The organism is Sphingobacterium sp. G1-14 (assembly GCF_002196555.1).
In the GTDB taxonomy this organism is placed as follows: domain Bacteria; phylum Bacteroidota; class Bacteroidia; order Sphingobacteriales; family Sphingobacteriaceae; genus Sphingobacterium; species Sphingobacterium siyangense.
The window spans coordinates 4890478-4916850 of the sequence record NZ_CP021381.1; the positions used below are offsets into that span (position 1 = coordinate 4890478).

The following is a 26373-nucleotide window of genomic DNA, read 5'->3' on the forward strand; positions in this document are numbered from 1 at the left end:
ATAACAAAACCAAAACCCAGCAGCAAGCTAATGAGACACTACCACCCGATGCCATAGTCCTCCCCATTGTTGCTGCTGCCACCCCAAAGTGTATGGTGCTGCTGGTCGAAATAAATAGCATTTATAGGTCCACTGGTACGATCACCGAGCTGTATGCTATACCCCATTTTCTTTAATTGTTCGATAATTGCTGGTGCTGTATTTTTATCCAATAGAAGGCTACCTGAGCGCGGTTTTCGATCGTCGGTCTTCGTTCCTCCCAGCGATAACCAAAGCTGGTTACTGTTGATATTGGCCGCTTCGCTGGCTTGTTGTGGCGTCATACCAAACTCGACCATATTCAAGAAAAACTGCAATAGGTTTTGATCCTGTGTATCTCCTCCCTGCACAGCAAAAGAAAGGTAAGGTTTTCCGTTTTTCAACGCCATCGAAGGGGTGAGTGTTACACGCGGTCTTTTGCCCGGCTCGACCACATTGAACGGGTTAATCAACGAATCTAAGACAAAACTCTGCAAACGTTGGCTCATGCCCACCCCGGTATTCCCGGCAATACAGGCAGGGAGCCAACCACCACTTGGTGTGATCGAAACGACCCAACCTTCTTCATCCGCAGCTTCAACGCTTGTGGTTCCCCGCAATAAACGGTCGACATAAGCACTATCCACCGTTAAAGATGCCAAAAGAGCTGTTTTTGGCAATTCCGTTCGCGACGAACTTGAGCGTGCGTCATGTTTAGGGACAAAATCATTTTTCAGCTCCGTATGTGGCGTAAACTCTTTCTTACGCTGCTCCAGTAACGAAAGATACGGATTCTGCTTACCTTCGTAGGGATAAGGGTCTCCGGGAAGTACATTCGGGTTATTTTGCTTAAGATCAATGGTTGCGGCCCTAGTCTTAGCATAGGACTCATTCAAAAGGCCTTGAATTGGTGTCTTAGGTTTACCGTAGGGATCACCGTAATAAAAATCCCGATCGGCAAAGGCCAAGTTCATAACCTGATAGAGTGTATGGATATAGGGAGCCGAATTATAACCCATTGCCTTTAGATCAAAGTTTTTCAACAACTGCAAACTCTGTAGCATGGCCGGTCCCTGTGTCCATTCTTGTAATTTATACACGTCAACGCCCTTATAATTGACATGCAATGGTTCCTCCTCAATAGGTTTCCAATTGGCTAGGTCTGCTTTCGTGATTAAGCCTCCTTGCTCCTTACTGCCACGGACAAATTCATCTGCAATATCGCCGGTGTAAAACCGATCATAAGCAGCCATGATTGCAGCCTTTCGATCTTTACCCGCTGCAAGAGCCTGCTTTTCGGCTTCTATCAATTTGGATAGGGTCTTATGCAGATCCTGCTGTACAAAAACCTCTCCGGCTTCGGGAGCTTCCCAGGATTTACCATCATGTACTAAAAACACCTTTTTACTGTATGGCCATTCTTTAATGCGCTCTTTGCCACGTTCAATACTCGTTGCAGTTTGCGCATCAATCGGGTACCCTGCAGCCATTTCAAGAGCAGGAGCTAATACTTCTGCTAGACTTTTCGTTCCATAATGAGCCAACATATAGCACAAACCGCCGGGTGTACCCGGTGTGACAGCAGCAAGGGGACCATATTCTGGTGGAAATTCGTAGCCCTTTGATCTAAAAAAATCGACTGTCGCTCCACTGGGTGCTACCCCCAAGGCATTTATCGCAATGACCTTCTTTAGTTTCGGATGATAAATTAAGGCCTGCGTCTCTCCGCCCCAACTCAGTACATCCCACATCGTACAGGTTGCTGCGAGCATTGCACAAGCAGCGTCCACCGCATTTCCCCCTTGTTGGAATAGCTGGGCACCCGCTGTTGCCGCCAAGGGTTTGCCCGTAATAGCCATCCAATGTTTTCCATGTAAAGGTGGTTTCTGTGTACGCTGAGCGGAACTCAGCATCGGCGTACAGGTAGTGAGCAATCCAAACAGCGTCATCAGTAGCAAGGGGGATCTTCTTTTCATAGCAGCAATCTTTCGTTAAGCAATGGTTTTAGTAAAACCAAGATAGGTATTTTTAAAACAAACAAAAAACTCCCATCAACCGAGATTGATAGGAGTTTTTAAAATCTTATTTGCTATTGGTTTACCAATAAATAGAATATAATGCTGTAACCAATAGCGCTACGATCAATGCAATGACCAAAAACGCCCGGTGTGGTTTAAACATCGTGGTATCAACTTCCAATCCAGCTGGCACGACACCGCGCTTATTGTCGACTATACTGATGAGAATCATACCGATAATACAGATGATGAAGACGAATCCCATTCTATCCAAAAATGGAATTTCGTAGACTCCTGTTGTTGGATTTGGAACGGAGAAACCTGTCGATGACAAGAATGACAGATCGACCCAATCCGGCAATTTCTTGAAGATGATGGAGAAAATAAAACCACCAATTGTTGCAAACAAAGCTGCATTTGAAGTTGCTTTCTTCCAGAAGAATCCTAAAATGAACATCGCAAAAATACCTGGAGATACAAAACCCGTATATTCTTGAATATATTGGAATCCACCTTTTTTATCAATACCCAAATGTGGAGCAATCAGCACACCCAAAATCATGGCAACCACAACAGTTAGCTTGCCGATATTGACCAATTTCTTGTCCGATGCTTCTGTATTGAATACTTTTTTATAAATATCCAAGGAGAAGATTGTAGCGATACTGTTTGCTTTACCTGCCAAAGAAGCGACCACTGCAGCTGTTAGTGCTGCAAAAGACAAGCCTTTTAAACCTGCTGGCAATAAATTCAACAAAACTGGATAAGCGTGGTCAGGGTTTACCTCACCATGTTGCATCATTTCATTTTGGAACAAGCCATCTTTCCACATTACATAGGCTGCAATACCCGGCAACACAACAATGATAGGCATTAATAACTTCAGAAATGCTGCAAACAAGATACCGTTTCTCGCGGTTTTCAAATCTGCTCCAAGCGCGCGTTGCGTGATGTATTGATTACACCCCCAGTAATTCAAATTAACGATCCACATACCGCCAATCAACACAGTTAACCCCGGTAAATCGAGATAGTTCTCATTTTTACGATCCAAAATCATATGGAAGTGGTCGGAAGCTTTTTCGGTCATCAAGTGATAGCCTTCCAATACTCCTGAGCCACCATAGTGCTCTGAAACGAGATTCAAGGCTAGGTAAGTGGTAGCCAAACCACCCAATACCAAAAAGAAAACCTGAATAATATCCGTATAACCGATTACTTTCATTCCTCCCAATGTAATGATCACAGCAAAAATCGCAATGGCATACATACAGGCATCCAGACTGATACCGGAAATACTACTTACCGCAATGGCTCCCAAATAGAGGATGGATGTCAAATTAACGACAACATACAACAATAACCAGAAAACGGCCATGATCATCGCAACAGTCCCATTATATCGTTTATGGAGAAACTGTGGCATCGTAAAGATCTTGTTCTTTAAGTATACCGGGATAAAAAATACCGCAACGACAATCAGTGTAATGGCAGCCATCCACTCGTAAGTCGCAATAGCCAATCCCATCTTAAATCCGGAACCGCTCATACCGATAAATTGCTCGGCCGAAATATTGGACGCAATAAGTGAAGCTCCGATAGCCCACCAAGTCAATGACCCCTCAGCCAAAAAATAGTCTTTGGAACCTACAGATTCAGATTTTTTGCGATAATACACCCATAATCCGTAACCTGCTACAATAACAAAGTATACCAGGAAAACGATGTAATCTTTTGTGCTTAAATAATTATTCATGTATTGGTAATTGGTTTAATTTGATCGCCTAATATAGAAATATTTTTAGAACTATATATATCTATTGACCAAATTTTCTAAATACTCCTGTTTACCACTAATCGTTTTCGGCTCACCTAATTCCACTGCTAAATCCCTTAAGTTCTCCAGGGTCAATGTCCGTTCTTCAAATGACGCACCATGGCCTGTATCAAAAGAAGCATAACGATCGGCCCGTATTTTTTTGTAATCCGAGTCTTGCAAGATACGATCTGCCGTAATAAGCGCGCGCGCAAAAAGATCCATACCACCGATATGTGCATAAAACAAATCTTCAGGATCTGTCGAGTTCCGACGGATTTTGGCATCAAAATTCACACCTCCACCTTGGAATCCACCACCTTCTAAAATAATCAACATGGCTTCGGTCAATTCATTGATATCATTCGGAAATTGATCTGTATCCCATCCATTTTGATAATCACCGCGGTTAGCATCAATGGAGCCCAATTTACCTGCATCTACAGCAACCTGTAGCTCATGCTGGAACGTATGTCCGGCCAATGTCGCATGGTTTACCTCTAAATTTAATTTAAAATCTTCCAAAAGATTATACTGGCGCAGGAAGCCCAGCACGGTAGCCGCATCATAATCGTATTGATGTTTTGTAGGCTCACATGGTTTCGGCTCTATAAAGAAAGTTCCTTTAAAACCATTTTTGCGGGCATAATCCTTGGCCATGTGTAAAAACTGGGCAAGATGTTCCTGCTCACGCTTCATATTGGTATTTAAAAGGCTCATATACCCCTCTCTACCACCCCAGAACACATAATTTTCACCACCAAGAGCAATCGTTGCGTCCAAGGCTGCCTTGACCTGTGCGCCACCATGTGCAAGAACATGAAAATCTGGATTAGTTGCTGCTCCATTCATGTAGCGTTTATGGCTAAAAAGATTGGCTGTTCCCCAAAGCAATTTTATACCGCTTTCCTGTTGTTTTTCCTTCGCATAATCAACGATAGTCGACAGACGTTTTTCATTTTCAACCACATTATCCGAATAATCAACTAAGTCCACATCATGGAAGCAATAGTAGGGTATATTTATTTTACTGATAAATTCGAATGCCGCATCCATTTTATCTTTTGCCCTTGTGATTACATCGTTGCTTTCATCCCATGGAAATTGATGTGTCGGTCCGCCAAATGGATCAGATCCGTTACCATTGAAAGAATGCCAGTACGAACAGGCAAATTTAAAGTACTCTTCCATGGTTTTGCCGCCAACAATTTGTTTTGGATTATAATAACGGAAAGCCAATGGATTTGTACTGTCCTTTCCTTCGAATTGAATTTGGCCAACGCCTTTAAAAAATTCTTTTTTCCCTTTGATAATATTCATCTTATTTACTATTTATTTGTTTGTTTAATAATTCCTTCCATTGCTGATAATGCTCCTCATATTGCGCTACAAATTGAGGTTCCACTGTATACACAGGTTTCAAAGACCGAAAAGCTTCTGTAGAATCTGCATAATACCCACTTCCTATACCTGCTCCAAGAGCGGCTCCAATACTGCCATCATGATTAAAGATTTCAACTGGAACGTCAGTGGCTCCCACAAATGACTCCCTGAAAACAGCGCTCAAGAATAAATTTGCATAACCTGCACGAATCATATTTGGATGCAGATTATTTTCGCGCATGATATCCAAACCATAGCGAAAAGCATATGCAATCCCTTCCTGTATAGCACGCAGTATATCGCTTGTCTCATGCCTATTCAAATCTATCGCTGAAATTGAAGCTCCAACCGTTTGATTGTTGAGCATCCGCTCGGCACCGTTGCCAAATGGGATAACCTGCAATCCTTTGCTACCGATAGGAGATGCGCCAGCCTGGGCGTTAATCTGTTCGTAAGACAAATCGCGTCCCAACAAACGTCTACCCCAGCTATTCATAATGCCTGTTCCATTGATACAGAGCAGTACACCTGTACGGATATCATTCTCCTGATAATTCACATGAGCAAATGTATTTACACGCGATTCGCGGTCGGCGATCAGCTTGTCGCTGACGCCATAGATCACACCGGAAGTACCTGCGGTCGCAGCAACTTCACCAGGTTGAAGGACATTCAGCGAAAGTGCATTGTTAGGCTGGTCGCCGGCTTTATAATTGATGGTCACTGTACCAGAAAGCCCAAGTTCTTCAGCAACAGCGGCTTTAATTTGACCATGCGTTGAAAACACAGGTAAGATCTCAGGAATAAGATGATCATCAAAGCCATAATAATCCATAATCGTACGCGACAATACATTATCCTTGAAATCCCAGAATATCCCCTCAGATAGGGCTGAAATGGAAGTCGTCACCTGCCCCGAAAGTTTCATGGCGATGAAATCCCCCGGCAACATGATCTTATCTATTTTTTCATAAATTTCCGGCTCGTTTGCTTTTACCCAGGCCAACTTTGACGCTGTGAAATTACCCGGGGAATTCAGATGATGACTCAGATTAAAAGACCTTCCGATTTCTTCAAAAGCGATATTTCCCAATTCAACAGCCCTGCTGTCGCACCAGATAATGGCATTTCGCAGCACATGCTGATCTTTATCGACCACAACTAAGCCGTGCATCTGGTATGCAATGCCAATGGCCGAAATTGCTTTGGGGTCATACAGGCCCAGCCCGTTTGCCTTCAACAGAGCCTGTTTAAAGTAGTCCCACCAATCGAGCGGGTTCTGTTCTGCCCAATTGGGCTCCAAAGTAATTATGGGAGCTTCTACATCCGGATATTGCACCGAGCAAACCTTACGTTGTGAAGATGCCTCGACAATCGAAACTTTTACAGAAGAAGTACCTACGTCTATACCTAATAAATACATGGTAATCAATTCAAATTGGTTATAAAAAACAACATCGGCCTAATATTGCAACCGGTTGCATAAAAGTAGGGTATGTTTCTGAATTATCAAAATATTAAATAAAATTATTTACTTTGGAGCGTGAATAAAAAAACGACAATTTATGATATAGCCCGTGCGCTTGGAGTGACAGTCTCTACCGTATCGCGCGCATTGAATAATGTGCCTACGATCAGCGAGGCGACACGAAAGCTGGTGCTCGACAAAGCAAAGGAATTGAATTACAGCGTCAATAAGTTGGCCTCTTCTCTTTCCTCGGGCAAGTCCAATACCATCGGTGTCATTGTTCCTACCATGCAAATTCATTTTTTTGCAGAAGCCGTACATAGCATTGAAAAAGAGTTAAAAAAACACAACTACAGCCTATTGCTTTATCAATCGAATGAATCGTTTGAAGATGAAGTCAATGGCGTGAAGACCTTACTTGAAGCTCAGGTAGACGGCATCATTGCTTCGTTGTCGCTGGAGACGCAAGAAACCCAGCATTTTCAGGAAGTGATCAATCAGCGCAAATGCCTGGTTATTTTTGACCGTACCCATAAAGATATTCCTGCTCCTGTGGTCAAACTTGACGATTTTAGAGCCGGCTACCTTGCAACACAGCACCTGCTCGAACAGGGCTACAAAAATATTGCCTTTATCACAACGGACAAAGAAATCGCTATTTTCCAGGATCGTTTCCATGGTTTCGAAGCGGCCTTAAAAGATGCGCAGATTTCCCCACGGGAAGACTTTATCATTCGCGGCGACTTATCCATTGAAGCCGGCATCAAAGGAACTAAACAGATTCTAAAATCTGCAATCCAACCGGACGCCTTTATTGGTGGTGATGACTTTACAGCTGTCGGGATTATTCAGGCATTAAAAACTGCAAATATTGCCATTCCAGCAACAGGAGTGATCGGTTTTGCAAACCAGACCTTTTCTTCCTTTATTAGCCCTACACTGTCAAGTATTGATCAACAGGCCAACAAAATGGGGGAAGAATGTGCAAAACTCTTTCTGAAAATGGTCAAACAAAAAAATCCGTACGATGCCATCGAACAGATTGTTCTTGATCCCATATTGATAAAAAGAAAATCTACCAATAGAATAGACAAATAATCAGTACCTTTGCCTAAATTTGTTTAAATGCAAGCCCGGCAGAAATTTAGGATAATAAGCATCTGCTTATTATTCGTCATTCAGGCCCTTTTTTTAGTGGCCATCTTTGTAGAAAATACACATTCTTATATTGTATTGGCTTTTATTGGCCTATTGTCCTTACTGATCTTATACAGTTACCTTAAATCGCCCATTCATCATCACAGGCATGAATATGAATCGATTAAAATTGCTATTTGGGTACCTATAGGTGCGATTTCATCCTACTATTTCAATCAGATCTTCGGTTTGGGTCCTGTATTGGGGGCAGCGCTGACAGGTACCATAGCCTCTTTCATTCCAAATATCAACAAAAATTCGACTTATCTGCCCCACCTTCCAGCAGCAATTTATTGCGGCGCATTTGTAGGAATGTCCAATGCGCAAGTGGCTCATGGGTTCTCTTTTATTTTAGCAGCGAGTATTTTTACAGCGATCTTTCTGATTGTATCGAAAAGTTTATTAAATGGTGTCGGCGGTAAACTAGGCACATTGGCCTTTCTTGGTGTTTCACTGACTTACCTCCTTTTATATATTTTTAAGTAATATGGAAACATTCATTTTATACCTAGTTGGCATCATCGGGAGCACGGCGACATACTATGTCAACACCAAGTTTCACCAAGGGGCAGTGCGTTCATCGGCATTGCTGACCTTACTTGTTGCAGGTTTTCTACATTTCTTCCCACAAAGTGTTCCTCCTCATCTCGCACAGTACATTCCCCCTATTTTTATAGGCGCGTCATTTATAGGCATGGTCTCCAAAAACCAGTTATCAACCTATTTCGGTTTGGCTCTAGCTGGCGCTATTTTCACGACAATACTGCTCAATACCAGTAAATTTTTTACTGGTTATGGCGGAGCCCTCGGCACTTCCGCCTGCATCGCGCTGTTGGTCGTACTGAGCATTCCTTATTTTAAATCACCACGGAAAATGACCGTTGGATTTCTTCAGCTCCGCAAAACAATCTTAAAAAAACAGGGAAAAATTTCAAAAAGACGAGTAGATTTGTTTAAATAAAAAGCATAACCACATGAAACCTTTATTTCTGGTCTTTATTATCCAAACCTTCTTATTGAGCCAGCTGAGTGCTCAACAAGCAAAAATCAACATCGTAAATCAAGAACGCAACAGCAGCTACAGAGGCCTAAGTGTAGTCGATGATACAACTGTATGGGTAAGCGGAAGCAATGGTACCGTCGGGCTCAGCACCGATGCTGGAAAAAACTGGCAGTGGGTAAATCCAATTGGCTACGAAAAAACAGATTTTAGGGATATCGAAGCATTTGATGAGAACGAAGCCTTAATTATTTCGGCAGGTTCCCCGGCCATCATCTTAAGTACCCATGACGGCGGTCGAAGCTGGAAAGAAGTATTCATAGATAAGCGGCCCGAAATATTTTATGACGGTTTTGCTTTTACACCAAAAGGGATCGGTATTGCCTTTGGCGACGCCATTCAGGGGAAAATGCCACTATTAAAAAGCATCGATTTCGGAAGGTCCTGGAAAGATATATCCGCGAATATGCACTTTACAATTACTGAAGGAGAGGCCGGTTTTGCGGCCAGTGGAACCTCCATCTACTGCGATAATAAAGGGACATACTGGATTGCCACCGGTGGAACAGCAGCCAATATCTACAGCAGCAAAGATCAGGGGGACACATGGCAACGTTACAGCTGCCCCATCATTCAGGGGAAAAATAGCACCGGTCCTTTTTCCGTTGCATTTTACTCGTCGAAAACTGGTATTGTAGTCGGTGGCGATTACAAAGAGGATAAAAACAAAGACAAAAATAGCCTGTTAACCAACGATGGCGGTAAAACATGGTTTGCGGCAGAAACAGCTCCCGATGGCTTTAAGTCGGCCGTTATTTACCTTTCAAAAAAACAGCTGATCAGCACGGGAACCTCGGGTACAGACCTCTCTAATGACGGCGGAAAAAACTGGACGCCTATCGGAAAGGAAAGCTTCAATGCCGTACAAAAGGCAAAAAAAGGCCAAGCGATATTTTTAGTGGGTGATAAAGGAAAAATAGCGAATTTAGCATTATAAGCTAAATTCGCTATTTTTTGCACCTCTACACGCTATTTCTTACAACAACGGCGCACTATTTTTTGCAACACTGGAGCTAGGTTTCGCAGTGCAAAAAAACTGAGATTTACTCACTTATAAACAACTACTTGCGCGACAAACGCGATTCTTCCAAATCCAGGGAATACTCGATCTCTTTAATAACATCACTGTCAAAGGCCTTGCTTTCCTTGATCTTGTACAGGCCGTCACGACGTAGCGCCAAAAGTTCCAACATAATTTTATTATAGAGCCCCCTTACTGCAGAAAGCTGCGCACGTGTATCCTCCTCTTTCGCTCGTTCGGATGCATTTACACTCCGGATGATCTGCTCTTTAACACGGGCAATTGTCTCATGCTCCAGCATTTCCTTTGCGTAATGTTTATCCAGATACGCAATAGATTCTTTACCAAGACGTACCCGAATCTCATCGATTTGCTCCTCCATTGAAGCTTGCTCATCGACCTCTTCAATTTTTATCAATTTAATCAACAAAGGCAATGTAAGCCCCTGAAAAACAAGCGTCACTAAAATCACCACAAATGTAATGAACAAAATCAGATTTCGGTGTGGGAAGGCCGTTCCATCATATAAAGTCAATGGTATTGCTAATGCTGATGCCAAAGAAACCACTCCGCGCATACCGGCCCAACCAACGACCAGGGGTAATTTCCACCCTGGACTCTTTTCCTTGATGCGGACCCGTTTGAATAATATCCTGGGAACAAAAGCCGAAAGATAAACGGCGATTAATCGCAAAACAATAACAATTACACAAATCGCCAATGCATAATCAATAGCTTCCTCCATGGAGTATTCCCCCAAACCATTGATGATCACCGGGAGTTCAAGTCCAATGAGGATAAAGACAAATCCATTTAAGAGAAAACCCACTGTCGCCCACACTTCTTTGGTTTGGATCCGTGTATGATAGTTGAGGTAATCCCCTGCCCGGAAGGAAAGAAACAATCCGCCACTAACCACGGCCAAGACCCCCGACCACTCAAAATGCTCCGCAACAATATACATCAGGTAAGGTGCAATAAGGGTTATGGGTGTTGAAATACTCGACGACTTAGCAACATAACGTAGGAATATATAGAGGATGTGACCGATGACCAGACCAACGACAACACCCATGACCGATAACATCAGAAACTGCGTCGTCGCATTGCTCATCACAAACTGGCCAGTAAGAATCGCAATGGATGCAAATCTAAATACCGTCAATGAGGCTGCATCATTCACCAGGCTTTCCCCTTCCAATATCGCAATTCCACGTTTAGGAATGCTTACTCCTTTCAGGACAGAACTAGCAGCCACGGCATCTGGAGGAGAGATAATCCCACCCAGTAAAAAGCCCAGCGCCAAGGTAAATCCCGGAATAATACTGACCGAAAAGTAGGCAATCGCCAGCGATGTGAAGAAGACCAAACCAAAGCCCATGATAAAAATAGACCGTCGCCACTTTAGAAAATTCCCCCAATTGGTATACCAGGCTGCTTCAAAAAGTAAGGGTGGCAAAAATACCATAAACACGATATCAGGATCAACACTTATGACAGGTGCCCCGGGGATCAACGAGATCACAAGTCCGCCAACAACCAACAGAATGGGGTAAGAGATCTTGAGGCGTTGACTCAGCACAAATAACATGGCCATAAAGAAAAACAGCACCATCACCAATAACAGGTTACTGTGAATTTTCTGACCTGCCTTTCCACCTACGGCCGCTTTCACATCCGCATAAGGTGCCGACATGGACATGCTGTATTGACGAAGCTTCCATTCATTATCCTGCTTACTTAATACGCCCACGCCACGAAAGGACTTGGTATTGATCTTAAACGTTTCATCAAACCAGGCCGTCGTGCTATCGGCATTAAAGCTGATATGCCGCTTGTCATAGGTGTAAGTCCAGGCATTTTTGGGATTGAAATATTGATCGCTGAACTTCTCTGCATGGGCTTTATCCCACCTTTCATCATGATCAGTACCCAAAATAACTCCATCTGAAGCAATAACATTCAAAAATGGACCATACTTTACCTCACCCGAAGTTTTGTGCCAACGATCCAGTAGCCCATTGATTTCGTCCATAGGCTGCTGGGCACTTGTCGGAAAGACAAATAAAATTAAACTAAGAAAACAATACGTACCTAAAATGATCTTTCTAATCATACATTATAAAACTTCGTAATAGCTAAGACAATCCTCTTCCGATGAGATCAGTCTTAAAACAAAAAGCTGCATAGGCAGCTTTTTATCTTTATTTAATTATTTCTTCAATTTCGCGGATAATCTTCTGCGCGATCTGCTCAGCAGCTTCAGGCGTAGGTCCCTCCGAGTAAATCCGAATAATCGGTTCGGTATTCGATTTACGTAAATGAACCCATTCATTTTCAAAGTCTATTTTCAATCCATCGATTGTTGAATGGTCTTCATTTTTATATTTTTCCTCCATTTTGGCCAATAAGTTGTCAATGTCCAATTCCGGAGTCAGTGTAATCTTGTTTTTTGACATAAAGTACTGCGGTAAAGAGGCGCGGTATTCGGAGGCTTTTTTACCAAGTTTAGCCAGATGTGTCAAGAAGATCGCTACCCCTACCAGTGCATCACGGCCATAGTGAGATGCAGGATAGATAACACCGCCATTTCCTTCTCCGCCAATTACCGCATCCACTTCCTTCATCTTTGTAACCACGTTGACTTCACCAACAGCAGCGGCATAATATTCGCCACCATGTGCTTTAGTCACATCACGCAGTGCGCGTGTAGAAGATAAATTAGAAACTGTATTTCCTTTTTTATGCTGCAATAAATAATCTGCTACTGCCACTAAGGTATATTCTTCACCAAATAGCTCACCATCCTCCATCATAAAGACCAATCGATCTACATCTGGATCTACAGCAATCCCTAAATCAGCTTTGTTTTCAATAACCGCAGCTGATAGATCTGTCAAATTCTCTTTTAATGGTTCGGGATTATGCGGAAACTGACCATTCGGCTCACAATGGATTTTATAGATTGTCTGCACACCAAGCGCATCCAATAAGGCAGGTATAAATGTACCACCTGTACTGTTTACGGCATCCAAAGCAACTTTAAAATTAGCGGCTTTAATAGCTTCCTTATCAACATATTCCAACGCTAATACAGCGTCTACATGTTTCTGTAAATATGAATAGTCTTTATGAACCTGTCCTAATGCTTCAACTTCGGAAAAATCAAAGTCTAAGGATTCACCAAGGGCCAATACCTCTTGCCCTTCGGCATCTGAAATAAATTCGCCCTTTGCATTCAGTAACTTTAGTGCATTCCATTGACCTGGATTGTGTGAAGCAGTCAAAATAATACCACCAGCAGCTTTTTCCATAGGTACAGCGATCTCTACCGTTGGCGTTGTTGAAAGACCTAAATCAACCACATTAACACCGATGCTTTGCAAGGTACCAATCACCAAATTACTTACCATCTCACCAGAAACACGCGCATCTCTTCCAACAACAATTTTTTTGATACCACTCTGCTTAACAATTATTTTGCCATAAGCAGCTGTAAACTTAACGATATCTATTGGGGTAAGTGCCTCTCCAGCACGCCCGCCTATCGTACCTCGAATTCCTGATATTGATTTAATTAAAGTCATTTCTTTTGAATTGATTAACGTGTAAATTTAGCACAATGGCAATAAAATATCGAATTAAAATTATAATTAATGAATATTTAACGTATATTTGTTGCAACAAAGTTGTTTTTAAAAGAAACAACCGTTTGCAATGAAATTATTTTTACTTTTGAAAAGTGAGTTTTTAAAGTTTGGGAATTTCATTGTCATCAGCAACATTTATGATTCAACAATTAGTACACATCGATCAAGAGATTTTTCTGGCCATTAATCAGGGCTTGAGTAACCCCGTGTTTGATTGGTTATTGCCTATACTACGCAATCCATATACCTGGGCCCCCTTGTATTTATTTCTGATCATATTTTTCATAAAGACCTATGGAAAAACGGGAATTCTAATTGTTGCCATGACCTTGGTTACCTTCGGAATTTCCGATGGTATATCATCTCATTTGATCAAAAAGACTGTAAAAAGGATTAGACCATGTAACGACGTGGAGTTTAAAGAAAATGTCAACATCCGGGTGCGATGCGGCTCCGGCTTTAGCTTTACCTCCTCTCATGCGGCCAATCATTTTTCCCTTGCTTTTTTCTGGATTGTACTTTTCCGGAGAAGATGGAAACATGTGCTTTGGCTTTGTATTACCTGGGCAACCCTAATTTCAGTCTCTCAAATTTATGTTGGTGTCCATTACCCGTTTGATGTCCTCTGTGGTTCAGCCTTAGGTATCCTGGTTGGATTGGCAACAGGCTACTTATTCAAACGGTTTGTGCCTAGCTTTTTTAAAACTGAACACGTATAATGAATTCAATTTTATTGATTTTAATTTTATTCATACCTGCATTTGCAAGTGGAATTGCTGTATTTTTTGTACAAAAGAAAGGAACCAGTTTCCTTAAACTCATCCTTTCTTTCAGTGGAGCCTATTTATTCTCTATTACGGTACTGCACCTCATTCCGCATGTCTATCAGTCTAACAATACTTCACCTGAGGTATTGGGTATTTATGTGCTTGCTGGATTTCTTTTCCAGCTCTTTCTTGAACAGTTCTCCCAAGGGATCGAGCATGGCCATATCCATACCGACAATGATCACGACCACCACAATCATCGTTTTCCAATAGGTATTATGTTCAGTCTATGTCTTCATGCTTTCCTTGAAGGCATGCCACTCGCGGCAACACATCAGACTGAACTTGCACTAGGCATATCCATCCACCACATTCCGGCGGCATTTGCATTGGGAAGTATTCTAATAAGCACGCATTTAAAGAAAAACACCATCCTCATTACACTAGCTTTATTTGCAGCAATGACCCCTTTTGGCTTTTTGCTGAGCAAAGCCATCAGTGCAGGTGAAGTAGGCAATATCCAGCAATATTTTGATAAAATCATGGCCGTGGTTATTGGTATCTTCTTGCACATATCGACAACGATACTTTTTGAATCGGGCTCAATTGACCATCATAAATTCAATAAAAAGAAAATGATTGCTGTGATAGCCGGTGTTGCTATTGCACTCGGAAGTTTCTTATTTGTCGGAGAACATGATCATGGGCACGATCAGCATCAACAACCGCATGATCATGAACATCATGACCATGCGCATTAATTTCTTTAGCCGCGAAGTTTATCCAACAGTGCACTTAAAGTCATTGCCTCTTCTTCGCTAATTCGATCGGGTAAAAGATCCTTCATCAACATATCCTCATCTAAACTCTTAAGAATCTCGAGGCCCTTCTCAGTGATAACCAAATCCACTGCCCTTTTATCACCACCCGATTGACAACGTGAAACCAATTCTTTGGAAACCATGCGATCAATCATACGCGAAATATCTGGTGTAGTACTCAACATTCTTGATTTAATCAGATTATTGGTTGCAGGCTTGGGATATTGGCCCCTCAATATGCGCAAGACATTAAACTGTTTCAAAGTGATTCCTTCTTTGGCAGCACGCTGTTCAAGCTCATTGTTAATCCAATTGTACGTGTAAAGAATATTTACCGTACAACGATGCCATTCATTGCTGAATTTACTTACTTTGATTTCGTCCTCAATCTTCATTCTGGTTGATAATTAATCGTTCTGAATAGTAAAGATAGCTGTTTTTTACTAAATACATAACTATGACATTAGAATCATTCTAAATGGTAGAAATTCTGTATATTTGAAGAATTCAAAAAAACAGGCAGATGCGTAATAGAACTAGCTTAGATAAGCTAAAAAAAGGGGAAAAAGCGGTAATTATAGATTTTGATTCACACGAAATTCCAGCTAAATTTTTCGAATTGGGGTTTATACCCGGTACTGAAGTAGAGGTGAAACATATCGCACCTTTGGACGGTCCTATATGTCTAAATATTAGTGCTAATAACGCCTTAATTGCTATCCGCAAATCAGAAGCTAAAGTCATCCTTATTGATCAGAAATAATGAATAACCCGATTATTGCACTTTTGGGTAATCCAAATGTGGGTAAAACATCTCTATTTAACCGGATTACAAAATTAAATCAGAAAGTAGGAAATTATCCCGGTATTACGGTCGAAAAACGTGAGGGGCAAGTTAAAGCCAACAACAAAGTTTATCGTATTATTGACTTACCGGGCACATATACCCTGTTCCCAAGTTCATTGGACGAAGAAGTTGTTTTCAACACTTTAGTCAATAAAGAAAGCAGTTTCAGACCAAACCTCGTCGTTGTCGTCGCTGAACCTACGAACCTAAAACGGTCTATTATTCTTTATCAACAAGCCCGGGAACTCGGTCTGCCGGCCATCTTTGTCATCAATATGATTGATGAAGCCAAAGAAAAAGGAATTACAATCGATGTTCAAAAACTTGAACACCTATTAAATACTAAAGTATACGAAACCAATGCACGTACGGGGCAAGGTATCGATCAGCTGATCAAAAACTTTGATGCTGTTCCGCCCATGTATATCAGCAAATTCAGTCTACCAACGGAAGCTGATGCAGCATTAGAGGAAACTAAACGTCTTTTCCCATTAGATACGGAATACCACACCTGGCAATACCTGGCCAAAGGCGAAGTATCCTTTTTATCGAAGGAAAAAAATCAGGCTATTCAGCAAATCCGTGAAAAATATCAATTGCGGGCCGAGAAGCTGCAAAAAGACGAAGCCATATTGCGCAGTAAATCCCTAGATAGCAGCCTTGCTGAAATCTATGTAAAGGATGAATCCTCGAATAAAAACAAAACCAATACGATTGATAGCATCCTGCTTCACCCAATCTTTGGTTATGTCATCTTCTTTGGTATCCTCTTTTTAATCTTCCAGGCAATTTATACCTGGTCTGGACCAGCCATGGATTTTATCGATGGCTTATTTGGTGATCTTGCAGCCTATACGCAAACAGCACTTCCTGCAGGACCTCTGACCGATTTGCTCAGCAATGGTATTATCAAAGGTATTGGCGGGATTGTAATCTTCATTCCACAGATTGTTATTTTATACATCTTTATCTCGATCATGGAAGAAACGGGCTATATGAGCCGTGTTGTTTTCCTGATGGACCGCTGGCTGCGTCCCTTTGGTCTAAATGGAAAATCAGTGATTCCATTGATTTCCGGAGTGGCCTGTGCTGTTCCTGCAGTCATGTCTGCACGTAACATCGAAAATAGCAAAGAAAGACTGGTCACTATTCTGGTAACACCTTTTATGACCTGCTCAGCACGTCTCCCTATTTATATCGTTCTGATCGGACTGGTGATACCGGACACGAAATTAGGAGGCTTTCAAATACAAGGGATTGTATTGTTTGTGATGTACCTGCTTGGCATATTCGCAGCTTTGCTATCCGCGATTATCCTGACCAAAGTCATCAAATCAAAACACAAATCATTTCTCATCTTTGAACTCCCCACCTATAAGACTCCGGATTGGAAAAATGTAGCCTTAAATGTCTGGGAAAAAGCATCAAGCTTTGTCTTCGGCGCAGGTAAAATTATTTTAGCCATTTCTGTTATACTCTGGGCATTAGGTAGTTTTGGTCCAAACGACAAATTTAGCCAAGCAGAAGAATATGTAACAAAAAATAACCCCAACCTGTCCGAAGCAGATTTGGAGCATGAAGTTTCATCATATCGTCTGGAACACTCCTTCCTTGGTTATCTTGGCATGGCTATTGAACCTGTTGTTAAACCATTGGGCTATGACTGGAAGATGGGCATAGGTCTCATTTCTTCCTTTGCTGCCCGTGAAGTGTTTGTGGGCACAATGGCAACAGTATATAGCCTTGGTGATGAAGTGGATATCGAAGATGAAGCATCTAAAACAACGGTATTAGGCAAAATGAAAAGCGAAATTAACCGGAATACCGGTTTACCGGCTTACAATTTAGCTTCCGGTGTATCCTTATTACTGTTCTATGCTTTTGCTATGCAATGTATGAGTACAATTGCGGCAGTAAAAAGGGAAACAGGCTCATGGAAATGGACTTTAATACAGCTTGGTTTTATGACAGGTTTGGCCTATTTCAGTGCCTTAATTGCTTATCAACTTTTAAAATAAAAAGCTATGGATAATTTAACAGTACAATATCTCATCGTAGGAATTCTCGTCTTGGCGGCTGTATGGTATGTCGTTAAAAATGTCCGAAAATCATTAAAGGGCAAGTCTAGCTGCTCGAAAGGCTGTGGATGCGACTGCAGCGTAGAAAAAACACAAAAAGCAAATTAATTTATCTTTTTGAGTAGCATTTGCAAATAAGATTTCGTTATTAGCTAGAGTGGCCAAAAATCACACTAGCTACTAATTCATAAAGCGCCGTATTTCTAAATTACGGCGCTTTCTATTTCTTAGCCAAAAACATGGCTCCCGCCATTGTTTATAAAAAAACAACGAAATACATTAAAAGCACAACAGAATGTGCACAAATACCTAAGTGTTTTATTAACTTTATGCGCTTAGGGCAAAAGATGCACTGGGAGCCACGTTATTCGTCGGCACATCATACAGCGGCAGCAATTTTGACCAATTCGATTCTGGTAAGGAGTAAAGTCTTCACAGGTTTCCCCTGCCAAGGATCGTTCAAAACAGACTAGTAACCGTATTAACCATACACATGGAGAAACAGAACAATAAGGAAGAATTAAAAAGAGGACTTCAAAATAGACATATTCAATTAATTGCCCTGGGTGGTGCAATTGGTACAGGCTTATTTCTAGGTATCGGAAAGGCTGCCACACTAGCTGGGCCGGCAGTTATACTCGGCTATGCTTTCGCTGGAATTATTGCTTTTTTTATTATGCGCCAATTGGGCGAGATGGTCGTTGAAGAACCTGTTTCAGGAAGTTTTAGCTACTTCGCCAATAAATATTGGGGTTCTTTTGCAGGTTATGCTTCGGGCTGGAACTATTGGGTCCTGTATATCTTGGTAAGCATGGCCGAACTTACAGCAATAGGCGTTTATGTGCAGTTCTGGTGGCCTGAAATACCCCTATGGGCATCAAGTTTATTTTTCTTCTTTGCAATCAACGCCCTTAATCTTGCCTCTGTCAAAATTTATGGCGAGACGGAATTTTGGTTTTCTATCATTAAGGTTATTGCGATCATCGCAATGATTGTTTTTGGTGTATACTTACTGGTAAGCGGTACTGGAGGTGAGCAGGCAAGTCTCAGCAACCTGACTTCACATGGCGGTTTTTTCCCAAAAGGCTGGTTTAGCGAAACATCGGATGGCAATTTTGAAGGTCTCCTTTCGGCCATGGCATTGATTATGTTTTCTTTCGGTGGTCTAGAGTTGGTTGGTATTACTGCTGCAGAAGCCGAACATCCCGAAAAGAACATCCCCAAAGCGACCAACCAGGTGATCTATCGGATCTTGATCTTTTATGTAGGTGCACTCATTATTCTTTTCTCTTTGACACCGTGGACGAATATCACCGCCGATACAAGTCCTTTTGTACTGGTATTTGACAAACTTAATGGATTTGAATTTACCCTCTTTGGAAAGACTTTCTATTTCACAAAAATTATCGCAAATGCGCTAAATCTCATTGTTCTTACCGCCGCATTATCAGTATATAATAGCAGTGTGTACAGCAACAGCAGAATGCTATATGGACTGGCAGAACAGGGGAATGCCCCTCGTTTTCTTTCGAAACTCAACAAGAATCATGCGCCTATTAACGCAATTTTGGTCTCGGCACTTTTCGCTGCGATCTGTGTATTTATCAACTATATTGCGCCGAAAAATGCCTTGGAGATCTTGATGTCGCTTGTGGTATCTTCACTGATTATAAACTGGGTCATGATTTCCATTACACATTTGTATTTCAGAAAAAATAAACTCGATGCCCACTTGCGGACCAAGTTCCCATCCTTTCTATATCCCCTAAGTAACTATATCTGTCTGATCTTTTTGATCGCTGTACTTGGCATCATGTGGATCACAGGAATGAAACTTCCGGTAGAATTGATCCCCGCTTGGCTTATATTACTCTATGTGAGTTATGTTTTGATCAAAAGAAAGAAATCTTAGTTCACAGAACCTCGATCTTATCAATAAAAAAAGCCTGATTCATTGCATGAGTAAGGCTTTTTTGCTAAAATTTAAAGCGGGTATTCCTCCTCGAGAATAGCAAATTCATAATTATCGCTCCAACCATCTTTTAACGGCAAAATTTTGCGTCTGCGGGCCTCTTTGACCATGCCGACTTTCTCCATTACTTTAGCGGAAGCGATATTTTCAACCGCACAACCGCCCTCAATTCTATGAAAATTAAGTTCCTTGAAACCAAATGTCAGGATTCGGTTCAATGCCTCTGTTGCATAGCCCTTCTTCCACATTGTCGGAACAAGCTTAAACCATACTTCTGCATTTCGATAGCGTAGCTTGACAACGCTGATATTAATTAGACCAATAAACTCCCTTCCTTCTAGAGTTTCTATATAAAAGGTATAATCCTTTCGGACATCGGATTCATGGATTTGCGCTGACCAAGCTTCCACCATTTGCGCCGTATGGGCTATTCCATCCGGAAATCCACTCGGATTAAACAATGCAGATTCAGGGTACATTAATAGGGAATGGATATTTTCCAAATCTATTTTCTCTACGGATCTGAGCTTGAGCCGTTCTGTTTTAATTTCCATTTTTAAAATTACACAAATGGCTTATTTTCTGCTGCCATTTGACACTAATAACTAAAACAATCCCAGCTGTGTGCCTGCATCGGGTAAGCGAAAAAGATCCCTTCTCAAGGATGGGAGCGTCCCATTATTCATATATTTCTTGACAGAAAGCTTGAATAAATGCTGTAAACTCTCGGCCATATGACCATCCCCTTTTATCCTCCGCCCGAAATCGGTATCGTTAATTTTTCCACCATGACAGGCTTCAATCCAATGTAATACCTTCTCAGCACGGTCAGGGTAGTTCTGATAGAGCCAATCCTTAAAGATACCACCGATCTGTCCATTGAGCCGCACGATGGTATAAGAGGCTGTAATTGCGCCCGCATCTGCCCCCGAACGAATCAGATCTGAAATCTCATCACTATTGATCCCCGGAACAATGGGTGCCATCATCAGCATGACGGGTACACCAATCCCTGTCAATCCCTCGATCAGTTTCAACCGGGCCGATGCCGTTGCAGTACGTGGTTCCATTTTCTGACGTACCTCCTCGCGCAACGAATTGATGGTTACTGCAACGGAAACCAGATTGCGTGCTGCAAGTTCACGCAAAAGATCAAAATCCCGCCGCATCAGTACATTTTTGCTGATGATAGAGACCGGATGCTGGTATTTGACCATCAATTCTAAAAGCGAACGTGTGATACCCAGCTTCCGTTCAATAGGTTGATAACAGTCTGTATTACCGGAAAGCATAATCAAATCGGGCTGATAGCTCGATTTTCTAAACTCCTGTTCGAGAAGCTGAGCGGCATTATGTTTTACCAAGATCTTACGCTCAAAATCCAATCCTGCACTAAAACCCCAATACTCATGCGAATTGCGCGCATAACAGTAAATACACCCATGTTCACAGCCCTGATAGGGATTAATGGATCTTTCAAAACGGAGATCCGGACTATTTGACTTGGAAATAATGGATTTTGGATGAGTCGGAATAAATTGTGTTTTTTCGGCCCCCAAAAACTCCTCATCCAGCCCTTCAACATGCTCCTGCACGTATTGGTTAGAAGAAAATTTGTTATTAGGATTGATCTGTGCCCCTCTACCCTTAAAATATTCTGACGAATTCATAAGTTAAAATTACTAAAATTATTAGTAATAACAAATTAAGATTTCTCAATCTTTATAGCGGAAGGTGAATATCTTCGAGTTTGAAGCCCAGATAAGTCGCATTTTAAACCAAATAAAAATCCCTATACTGTAAAGACAGTATAGGGATTAAAATTCTTATGCTAGATCTCAATCCAGCTTCTTCTTATTTCATTAAGAAACCACCACCGAGTAGATCATTGCCTTCATAAAAAACGGCCGATTGTCCAGGAGCAATACCCTTCACATTGTGTACAAAATCAATGCGTACTTTATCGCCTTCTTGGGAGATGGTCGACAAAGCACCAGAATCTTTATAACGTACCTTTGAAATTGCTTCCATCGGTTGATCCAGTCCGGCATATTTCACAAAGTTCACATTGCGAACATAGGCATGTGACTTTTCAAGTTCGTGTTCTTCACCCAATACCACCGTATTACTTTCTGGAAGGATTTCGATCACAAACATCGGTTTACCTAAGGCAATACCTAAGCCTTTACGTTGACCGATGGTGAAATAAGGGTAGCCAATATGTTTACCGACGACGGTACCATCGGAAAGGATAAAATTACCTGGACCAATTTGTTGATCCAATGTTGGCACCTTATGTCTCAAAAACGCACGGTAGTCGTTGTCAGGAACGAAACAGATTTCATAACTTTCAGACTTATTGGCCAATTCTTTTTGTCCCATATCCAAAGCCATCTGACGAATTTCCTTTTTCGTGAAAGATCCTAAAGGGAACTGCGTCCGCGCAAGGTTTTCTTGAGACACACCCCATAGAACGTAAGATTGATCTTTATTTTCATCCTTACCTTTTGATATCACATAGCGACCATTGTCGTGCATACGGATATTGGCATAGTGCCCGGTAGCGATAAATTCACAGTCCAATTTGTCAGCACGTTTCATTAAAGCCTCCCATTTGATGTGGGTATTACACAATACGCATGGGTTAGGCGTGCGTCCAGCAATATATTCTTCTACAAAATTATCAATCACAAAATCTCCAAACTCATCACGTATATCTAATATATAATGAGGGAAACCATAGTTTACGGCTAATGTACGAGCGTCATTGATACTATCAAGGCTACAACATCCGGTCTCTTTCGACGAACCACCTGCGGATGCATAATCCCATGTCTTCATCGTGATACCGATAACTTCATATCCTTGTTCGTGGAGCATGACAGAAGCAACGGAGCTATCTACCCCTCCACTCATTGCAACTAAAACTCTTCCTCTTTTACTCATCTCTAATTATTGAAATGCAAAGATACAGCTTATTCCTTTTCCTATATGTTAGTTTCTTGTAATTTTATCTCGATCAAAATCAACACGTTCGAAAAAAGTATAAAAATAATCTCCATAAAAGTTTTAGAATTCAAATTATCGGACTATATTTGCATCGCAATAGGGGAACAAACCCATAGCAAAAAGCGGTGCCATAGCTCAGCTGGTAGAGCAAAGGACTGAAAATCCTTGTGTCCCTGGTTCGAACCCAGGTGGCACCACGCTTCAATCTGATGATCACAGATTTAAATAAAAGGTCAACTGGTGCCATAGCTCAGCTGGTAGAGCAAAGGACTGAAAATCCTTGTGTCCCTGGTTCGAACCCAGGTGGCACCACAAAAAAAGCTTGTTCATTGAACAGGCTTTTTTTGTTTTAGCTAACTGCATTTCATACAACTTCCCCTTCGTCTTCGCTATGTAGAACATTCACCATACCACTACTACCCGAGTTCGATGGGAGGTGTTTTCATTGATTGAAGGGCAATATCAAAAAACGCTCATGGATTTTGGAAATGAACAAAGTTGTCTCTTTAAAAACCACACAAGTTTAATTTCCAAAATCCAATCGCTGCTCTGCTACGATTCAGCAATAATAGAGCGATCCAGATGCACATAGCCGCCGTCCACATGAATCAATTGGCCAGTTGTATGACTTGACTTGTTAGACAGCAAAAAGACTGTTGTATCGGCTATTTCTTCTGCTGTCGTCATGCGATGCTCCAATGGAATGCGATCCGTAATTTTCTTCAAGGTCTCCTCCGGATTCGATAAGGTTTGAATCCAGGTATCGTATTGCGGAGTGGCACATTCTGCCACGATAATGGCATTTACACGAATCGAGTAAGGTAACAATTCTACAGCCCACTCGCGTGTAAGCGCATTGCGTCCGCCATTGGATGCCGCATAAGCCGAGGTATTCCCCTGTCCTGTTTCGCCAGTTTTGGACGAAATATTCACAATACTGCCCTTAGAAGCTTTCAATGCATCCAAGGCATGATGTGCCATCAGATAGTAGTGAATTAAGTTCTTATGCAGAGAAACAACAAATTTTTCATAATTACCTGATGCTAATCCGACACCATCATTTTGCCCAGCATTATTCACCAAACCATCGATACGGCCATATACTTCCAATGTTTTTTGGACTGCTCGTTCACAATCTTCGGGTTTAGATAACTCTGCTTCAATACAGAGTGCATCCACACCAAATTGCTTGATTTCTTGCTTGACTTTTTCATTATCCGCCTGTTTACGGCCAACAATGACCGGAATAGCCTGTTCTTTAGCTAAGGCATGAACTACGGCCCGCCCGATACCTTTTGCTCCGCCGGTAACAATAACAACTTTATCTCTTAAATGAAGATCCATAATACTTTTATTGAATGGTTTGTTTCATTGATTGTGCTTAACATTCGCAACAATGAACTCGTTCTCTGGTTATTGATTAATTTTATATTGACGTTATTCAGCCCATTTATCCGGCTTCTTGGCCAATAAAAAACTTCAGCATGTTATTTTTCCCTTTCATAATATACTGAAGTTTTTCCTTTTAAAGATTATATACACGTATAGCGTTCTCTGCCCAAAATGCGTTCTTCTCTGCAGCTGTAAATTGCCCTAGTTTATCTTCAACTATGGCAATACTTTCTTCATAAGATGCCGCCAATAGACATACCGGCCAATCTGACCCATACATAATGCGCTCCTTTCCAAAACGTGCAAAGATATGCTCCAGATATTGTTTAAAATCATCAAGCTTCCATCCCTCCCAATCGGCCTCTGTGGCAAGTCCAGAAACTTTACATACAACATTCGGAAAAGCCGATAGCGCATCAATAAACGCTGCCCACTCATCAAATGCTTTCGACTTGATTGGCGGTTTGGCAATATGATCCAACACAAATTGTAGATTTGGATTTTGCTGCACACAATCTAGCGTTGCTACATAATGACGTGGACGGATGAGCAGATCATAAGTATAACCATAATCTGCCAATGCCTTCAGTCCATTTAGTACGGCAGGGCGGATAAGAAAATCAGGATCCGCTTCTCCTTCAACAATATGACGAAATCCTTTGATGACCGTATCTGATTGATAGGCATCCAACTGTTGTCGAATATCTGCTGCTTGAAGATCAATCCAGCCCACAACGCCTTTAATAAAAGGATAATCATTAGCCAGCTGAACCAAATAAGCAGTCTCTTCTTTGGATTGATCTGCCTGAACAGCAACACTCCCTCCGAATCCATTTCGTTCAAGCACAAACTGAATATCCAAAGGGCTGAAATCACGTCTTATGACCTGCATTTCTTCGGTAATCCAACGATCTCTAATTGGGTCGAATTTCCAGAAATGCTGATGGGTATCTATACGCATAATAAAATGAAAACCTGATGAGCAATTAATTTTTTGAATACGCTACAACAGTCTGACGGGACTCCCCAAGACCATCTGCTCCTAACTCGATAACATCACCGGGTTTCAAGTAAATCGGTGGATTAAATCCTAACCCAACACCTGCAGGTGTACCTGTTGAAATAACGTCGCCAGGCAACAAGGTCATAAATTTAGACACATACGATACCACATGTGCTACCGAGAAGATCAAATCCTTGGTATTGCCATCCTGATAGGTTTTTCCGTTTACCTTTAACCATAGGCGCACATTGTTGATATCTTTGATTTCCTCTTTTGTCGCCATGAAGGGTCCCATTGGTGCGAAAGTATCACATCCTTTTCCTTTATCCCAGGTACCGCCACGCTCCAACTGATACTCACGTTCGGAAACATCATTGTGCAACACATAACCAACTACATAATCTAAGGCCTCATGCTCTTCTACATAAGAGGCTTTTTTGCCGATCACGATACAGAATTCCACTTCCCAATCTGTTTTTAAAGAATCTTTAGGAATCATGACATTATCGTATGGCCCTACCAACGAAGTGGTCGATTTCATAAAGATGATCGGTTCAGCAGGAATAGGTGCATTGGTTTCCTTTGCATGGTCTAAATAGTTCAATCCAATACAAACAATTTTGGATGGGCGGGCAAAAGGTGCTCCGATACGCTCGTCTTGAGGAACTTCAATCAACTTACCTTCATTTGCCTTCACAAATTCTTCTAAACGAGCTACACCATCCTCAGCAAAGAATTGTTCATTGTAATCACCACCAAATGCGCTTACATCGTAATTTACACCATCGATCTGAACACCGATTTTCTCTTTGCCTTGAGCTCCAAAACGTATTAATTTCATTTTTATAGTATT

The 26373-nt window shown here is 41.6% G+C and carries 23 protein-coding genes and 2 tRNA genes; 12 read left to right on the forward strand and 13 right to left on the reverse strand.

The window, feature by feature from the left end:
* Positions 1–38: 38 nt before the first annotated feature.
* The 4 genes from CBM24_RS21160 to CBM24_RS21175 form a co-directional block, all read right to left on the reverse strand.
* Positions 39–1994 carry a gamma-glutamyltransferase family protein gene (locus CBM24_RS21160; protein ID WP_198385975.1) on the reverse strand — a complete coding sequence of 652 codons (1956 nt, stop codon included), beginning with the start codon at positions 1992–1994 and terminating at the stop codon, positions 39–41.
* 121 nt (positions 1995–2115) lie between these two features.
* Entirely contained in the window at positions 2116–3792 is a 1677-nt protein-coding gene (locus CBM24_RS21165) for a sodium/sugar symporter (RefSeq protein WP_088162628.1), read from the reverse strand.
* Between the two features lie 51 nt (positions 3793–3843).
* Positions 3844–5172, reverse strand: coding sequence for a xylose isomerase (gene xylA / locus CBM24_RS21170; protein ID WP_075993907.1), 1329 nt, complete (start codon positions 5170–5172; stop codon positions 3844–3846).
* A gap of 1 nt (position 5173) precedes the next feature.
* Positions 5174–6658, reverse strand: coding sequence for a xylulokinase (locus CBM24_RS21175; protein WP_088162629.1), 1485 nt, complete (start codon positions 6656–6658; stop codon positions 5174–5176).
* Between the two features lie 120 nt (positions 6659–6778).
* Here CBM24_RS21175 and CBM24_RS21180 point away from each other — a divergent pair, with 120 nt between their 5' ends.
* The 4 genes from CBM24_RS21180 (at position 6779) to CBM24_RS21195 (ending at position 9897) form a co-directional block, all read left to right on the forward strand.
* A complete protein-coding gene (locus CBM24_RS21180) occupies positions 6779–7801 on the forward strand; it encodes a LacI family DNA-binding transcriptional regulator (protein WP_075993908.1) in 1023 nt (340 codons plus the stop codon).
* Positions 7802–7897: 96 nt separating this feature from the next.
* Entirely contained in the window at positions 7898–8386 is a 489-nt protein-coding gene (locus CBM24_RS21185; protein WP_232475594.1) for a hypothetical protein, read from the forward strand.
* A 1-nt stretch (position 8387) separates the two neighbouring features.
* Entirely contained in the window at positions 8388–8861 is a 474-nt protein-coding gene (locus tag CBM24_RS21190; RefSeq protein WP_075993910.1) for a hypothetical protein, read from the forward strand.
* A gap of 13 nt (positions 8862–8874) precedes the next feature.
* Positions 8875–9897 (forward strand): WD40/YVTN/BNR-like repeat-containing protein, encoded by a 1023-nt coding sequence (locus tag CBM24_RS21195; RefSeq protein WP_088162630.1) that lies wholly within the window; start codon positions 8875–8877, stop codon positions 9895–9897.
* Between the two features lie 124 nt (positions 9898–10021).
* Here the strand turns inward: CBM24_RS21195 and CBM24_RS21200 are convergent, their stop codons facing one another.
* Positions 10022–12097, reverse strand: a complete 2076-nt coding sequence (locus CBM24_RS21200) for a Na+/H+ antiporter (RefSeq protein ID WP_145329712.1) — start codon at positions 12095–12097, stop codon at positions 10022–10024.
* Between the two features lie 88 nt (positions 12098–12185).
* Positions 12186–13568 (reverse strand): phosphoglucosamine mutase, encoded by a 1383-nt coding sequence (gene glmM / locus CBM24_RS21205; RefSeq protein ID WP_075993912.1) that lies wholly within the window; start codon positions 13566–13568, stop codon positions 12186–12188.
* Positions 13569–13768: 200 nt separating this feature from the next.
* Between glmM and CBM24_RS21210 the strand changes: the two genes are divergently transcribed.
* Positions 13769–14350, forward strand: coding sequence for a phosphatase PAP2 family protein (locus tag CBM24_RS21210; RefSeq protein ID WP_075993913.1), 582 nt, complete (start codon positions 13769–13771; stop codon positions 14348–14350).
* Positions 14350–15159 (forward strand): ZIP family metal transporter, encoded by an 810-nt coding sequence (locus CBM24_RS21215; RefSeq protein WP_075993914.1) that lies wholly within the window; start codon positions 14350–14352, stop codon positions 15157–15159. Before CBM24_RS21210 ends, CBM24_RS21215 begins: the two co-directional genes overlap by 1 nt.
* A gap of 5 nt (positions 15160–15164) precedes the next feature.
* Here CBM24_RS21215 and CBM24_RS21220 read toward each other — a convergent pair whose 3' ends face one another.
* On the reverse strand, positions 15165–15614 hold the full coding sequence (locus CBM24_RS21220; RefSeq protein WP_075993915.1) for a MarR family winged helix-turn-helix transcriptional regulator: 450 nt from the start codon (positions 15612–15614) through the stop codon (positions 15165–15167).
* 128 nt (positions 15615–15742) lie between these two features.
* Between CBM24_RS21220 and CBM24_RS21225 the strand changes: the two genes are divergently transcribed.
* From CBM24_RS21225 to CBM24_RS21240, 4 genes are all read left to right on the forward strand, one after another.
* Positions 15743–15982 carry a ferrous iron transport protein A gene (locus tag CBM24_RS21225; RefSeq protein WP_046672175.1) on the forward strand — a complete coding sequence of 80 codons (240 nt, stop codon included), beginning with the start codon at positions 15743–15745 and terminating at the stop codon, positions 15980–15982.
* The gene (feoB, locus tag CBM24_RS21230; RefSeq protein ID WP_088162631.1) at positions 15982–18084 is read left to right on the forward strand and encodes a ferrous iron transport protein B; all 2103 of its coding nucleotides are present in this window, start codon (positions 15982–15984) and stop codon (positions 18082–18084) included. The genes CBM24_RS21225 and feoB overlap by 1 nt, the downstream gene beginning before the upstream one ends.
* Before the next feature lie 6 nt (positions 18085–18090).
* A complete protein-coding gene (locus CBM24_RS21235; protein ID WP_075993917.1) occupies positions 18091–18252 on the forward strand; it encodes a FeoB-associated Cys-rich membrane protein in 162 nt (53 codons plus the stop codon).
* 385 nt (positions 18253–18637) lie between these two features.
* Positions 18638–20056, forward strand: coding sequence for an amino acid permease (locus CBM24_RS21240; protein WP_075993918.1), 1419 nt, complete (start codon positions 18638–18640; stop codon positions 20054–20056).
* A gap of 71 nt (positions 20057–20127) precedes the next feature.
* Here the strand turns inward: CBM24_RS21240 and CBM24_RS21245 are convergent, their stop codons facing one another.
* From CBM24_RS21245 to mnmA, 3 genes are all read right to left on the reverse strand, one after another.
* Complete coding sequence (locus CBM24_RS21245) at positions 20128–20670, reverse strand: GNAT family N-acetyltransferase (protein WP_088162632.1); 543 nt, start codon at positions 20668–20670, stop codon at positions 20128–20130.
* A 51-nt stretch (positions 20671–20721) separates the two neighbouring features.
* Positions 20722–21786: a PA0069 family radical SAM protein gene (locus CBM24_RS21250; protein ID WP_088162633.1), complete on the reverse strand. Its 1065-nt coding sequence runs from the start codon at positions 21784–21786 to the stop codon at positions 20722–20724.
* 184 nt (positions 21787–21970) lie between these two features.
* A complete protein-coding gene (mnmA, locus tag CBM24_RS21255; protein WP_046672147.1) occupies positions 21971–23062 on the reverse strand; it encodes a tRNA 2-thiouridine(34) synthase MnmA in 1092 nt (363 codons plus the stop codon).
* Between the two features lie 187 nt (positions 23063–23249).
* Here mnmA and CBM24_RS21260 point away from each other — a divergent pair.
* Positions 23250–23322, forward strand: a tRNA-Phe gene (locus CBM24_RS21260).
* A gap of 42 nt (positions 23323–23364) precedes the next feature.
* Positions 23365–23437, forward strand: a tRNA-Phe gene (locus CBM24_RS21265).
* A gap of 240 nt (positions 23438–23677) precedes the next feature.
* Here CBM24_RS21265 and CBM24_RS21270 read toward each other — a convergent pair.
* The 3 genes from CBM24_RS21270 to CBM24_RS21280 all read right to left on the reverse strand — a co-directional run bounded on the left by CBM24_RS21270 (position 23678) and on the right by CBM24_RS21280 (position 26361).
* On the reverse strand, positions 23678–24469 hold the full coding sequence (locus tag CBM24_RS21270; protein ID WP_075993921.1) for an SDR family oxidoreductase: 792 nt from the start codon (positions 24467–24469) through the stop codon (positions 23678–23680).
* Positions 24470–24650: 181 nt separating this feature from the next.
* Positions 24651–25478: an amidohydrolase family protein gene (locus tag CBM24_RS21275; RefSeq protein WP_075993922.1), complete on the reverse strand. Its 828-nt coding sequence runs from the start codon at positions 25476–25478 to the stop codon at positions 24651–24653.
* 25 nt (positions 25479–25503) lie between these two features.
* Positions 25504–26361 carry a fumarylacetoacetate hydrolase family protein gene (locus CBM24_RS21280; RefSeq protein WP_075993923.1) on the reverse strand — a complete coding sequence of 286 codons (858 nt, stop codon included), beginning with the start codon at positions 26359–26361 and terminating at the stop codon, positions 25504–25506.
* Positions 26362–26373: the final 12 nt, after the last annotated feature.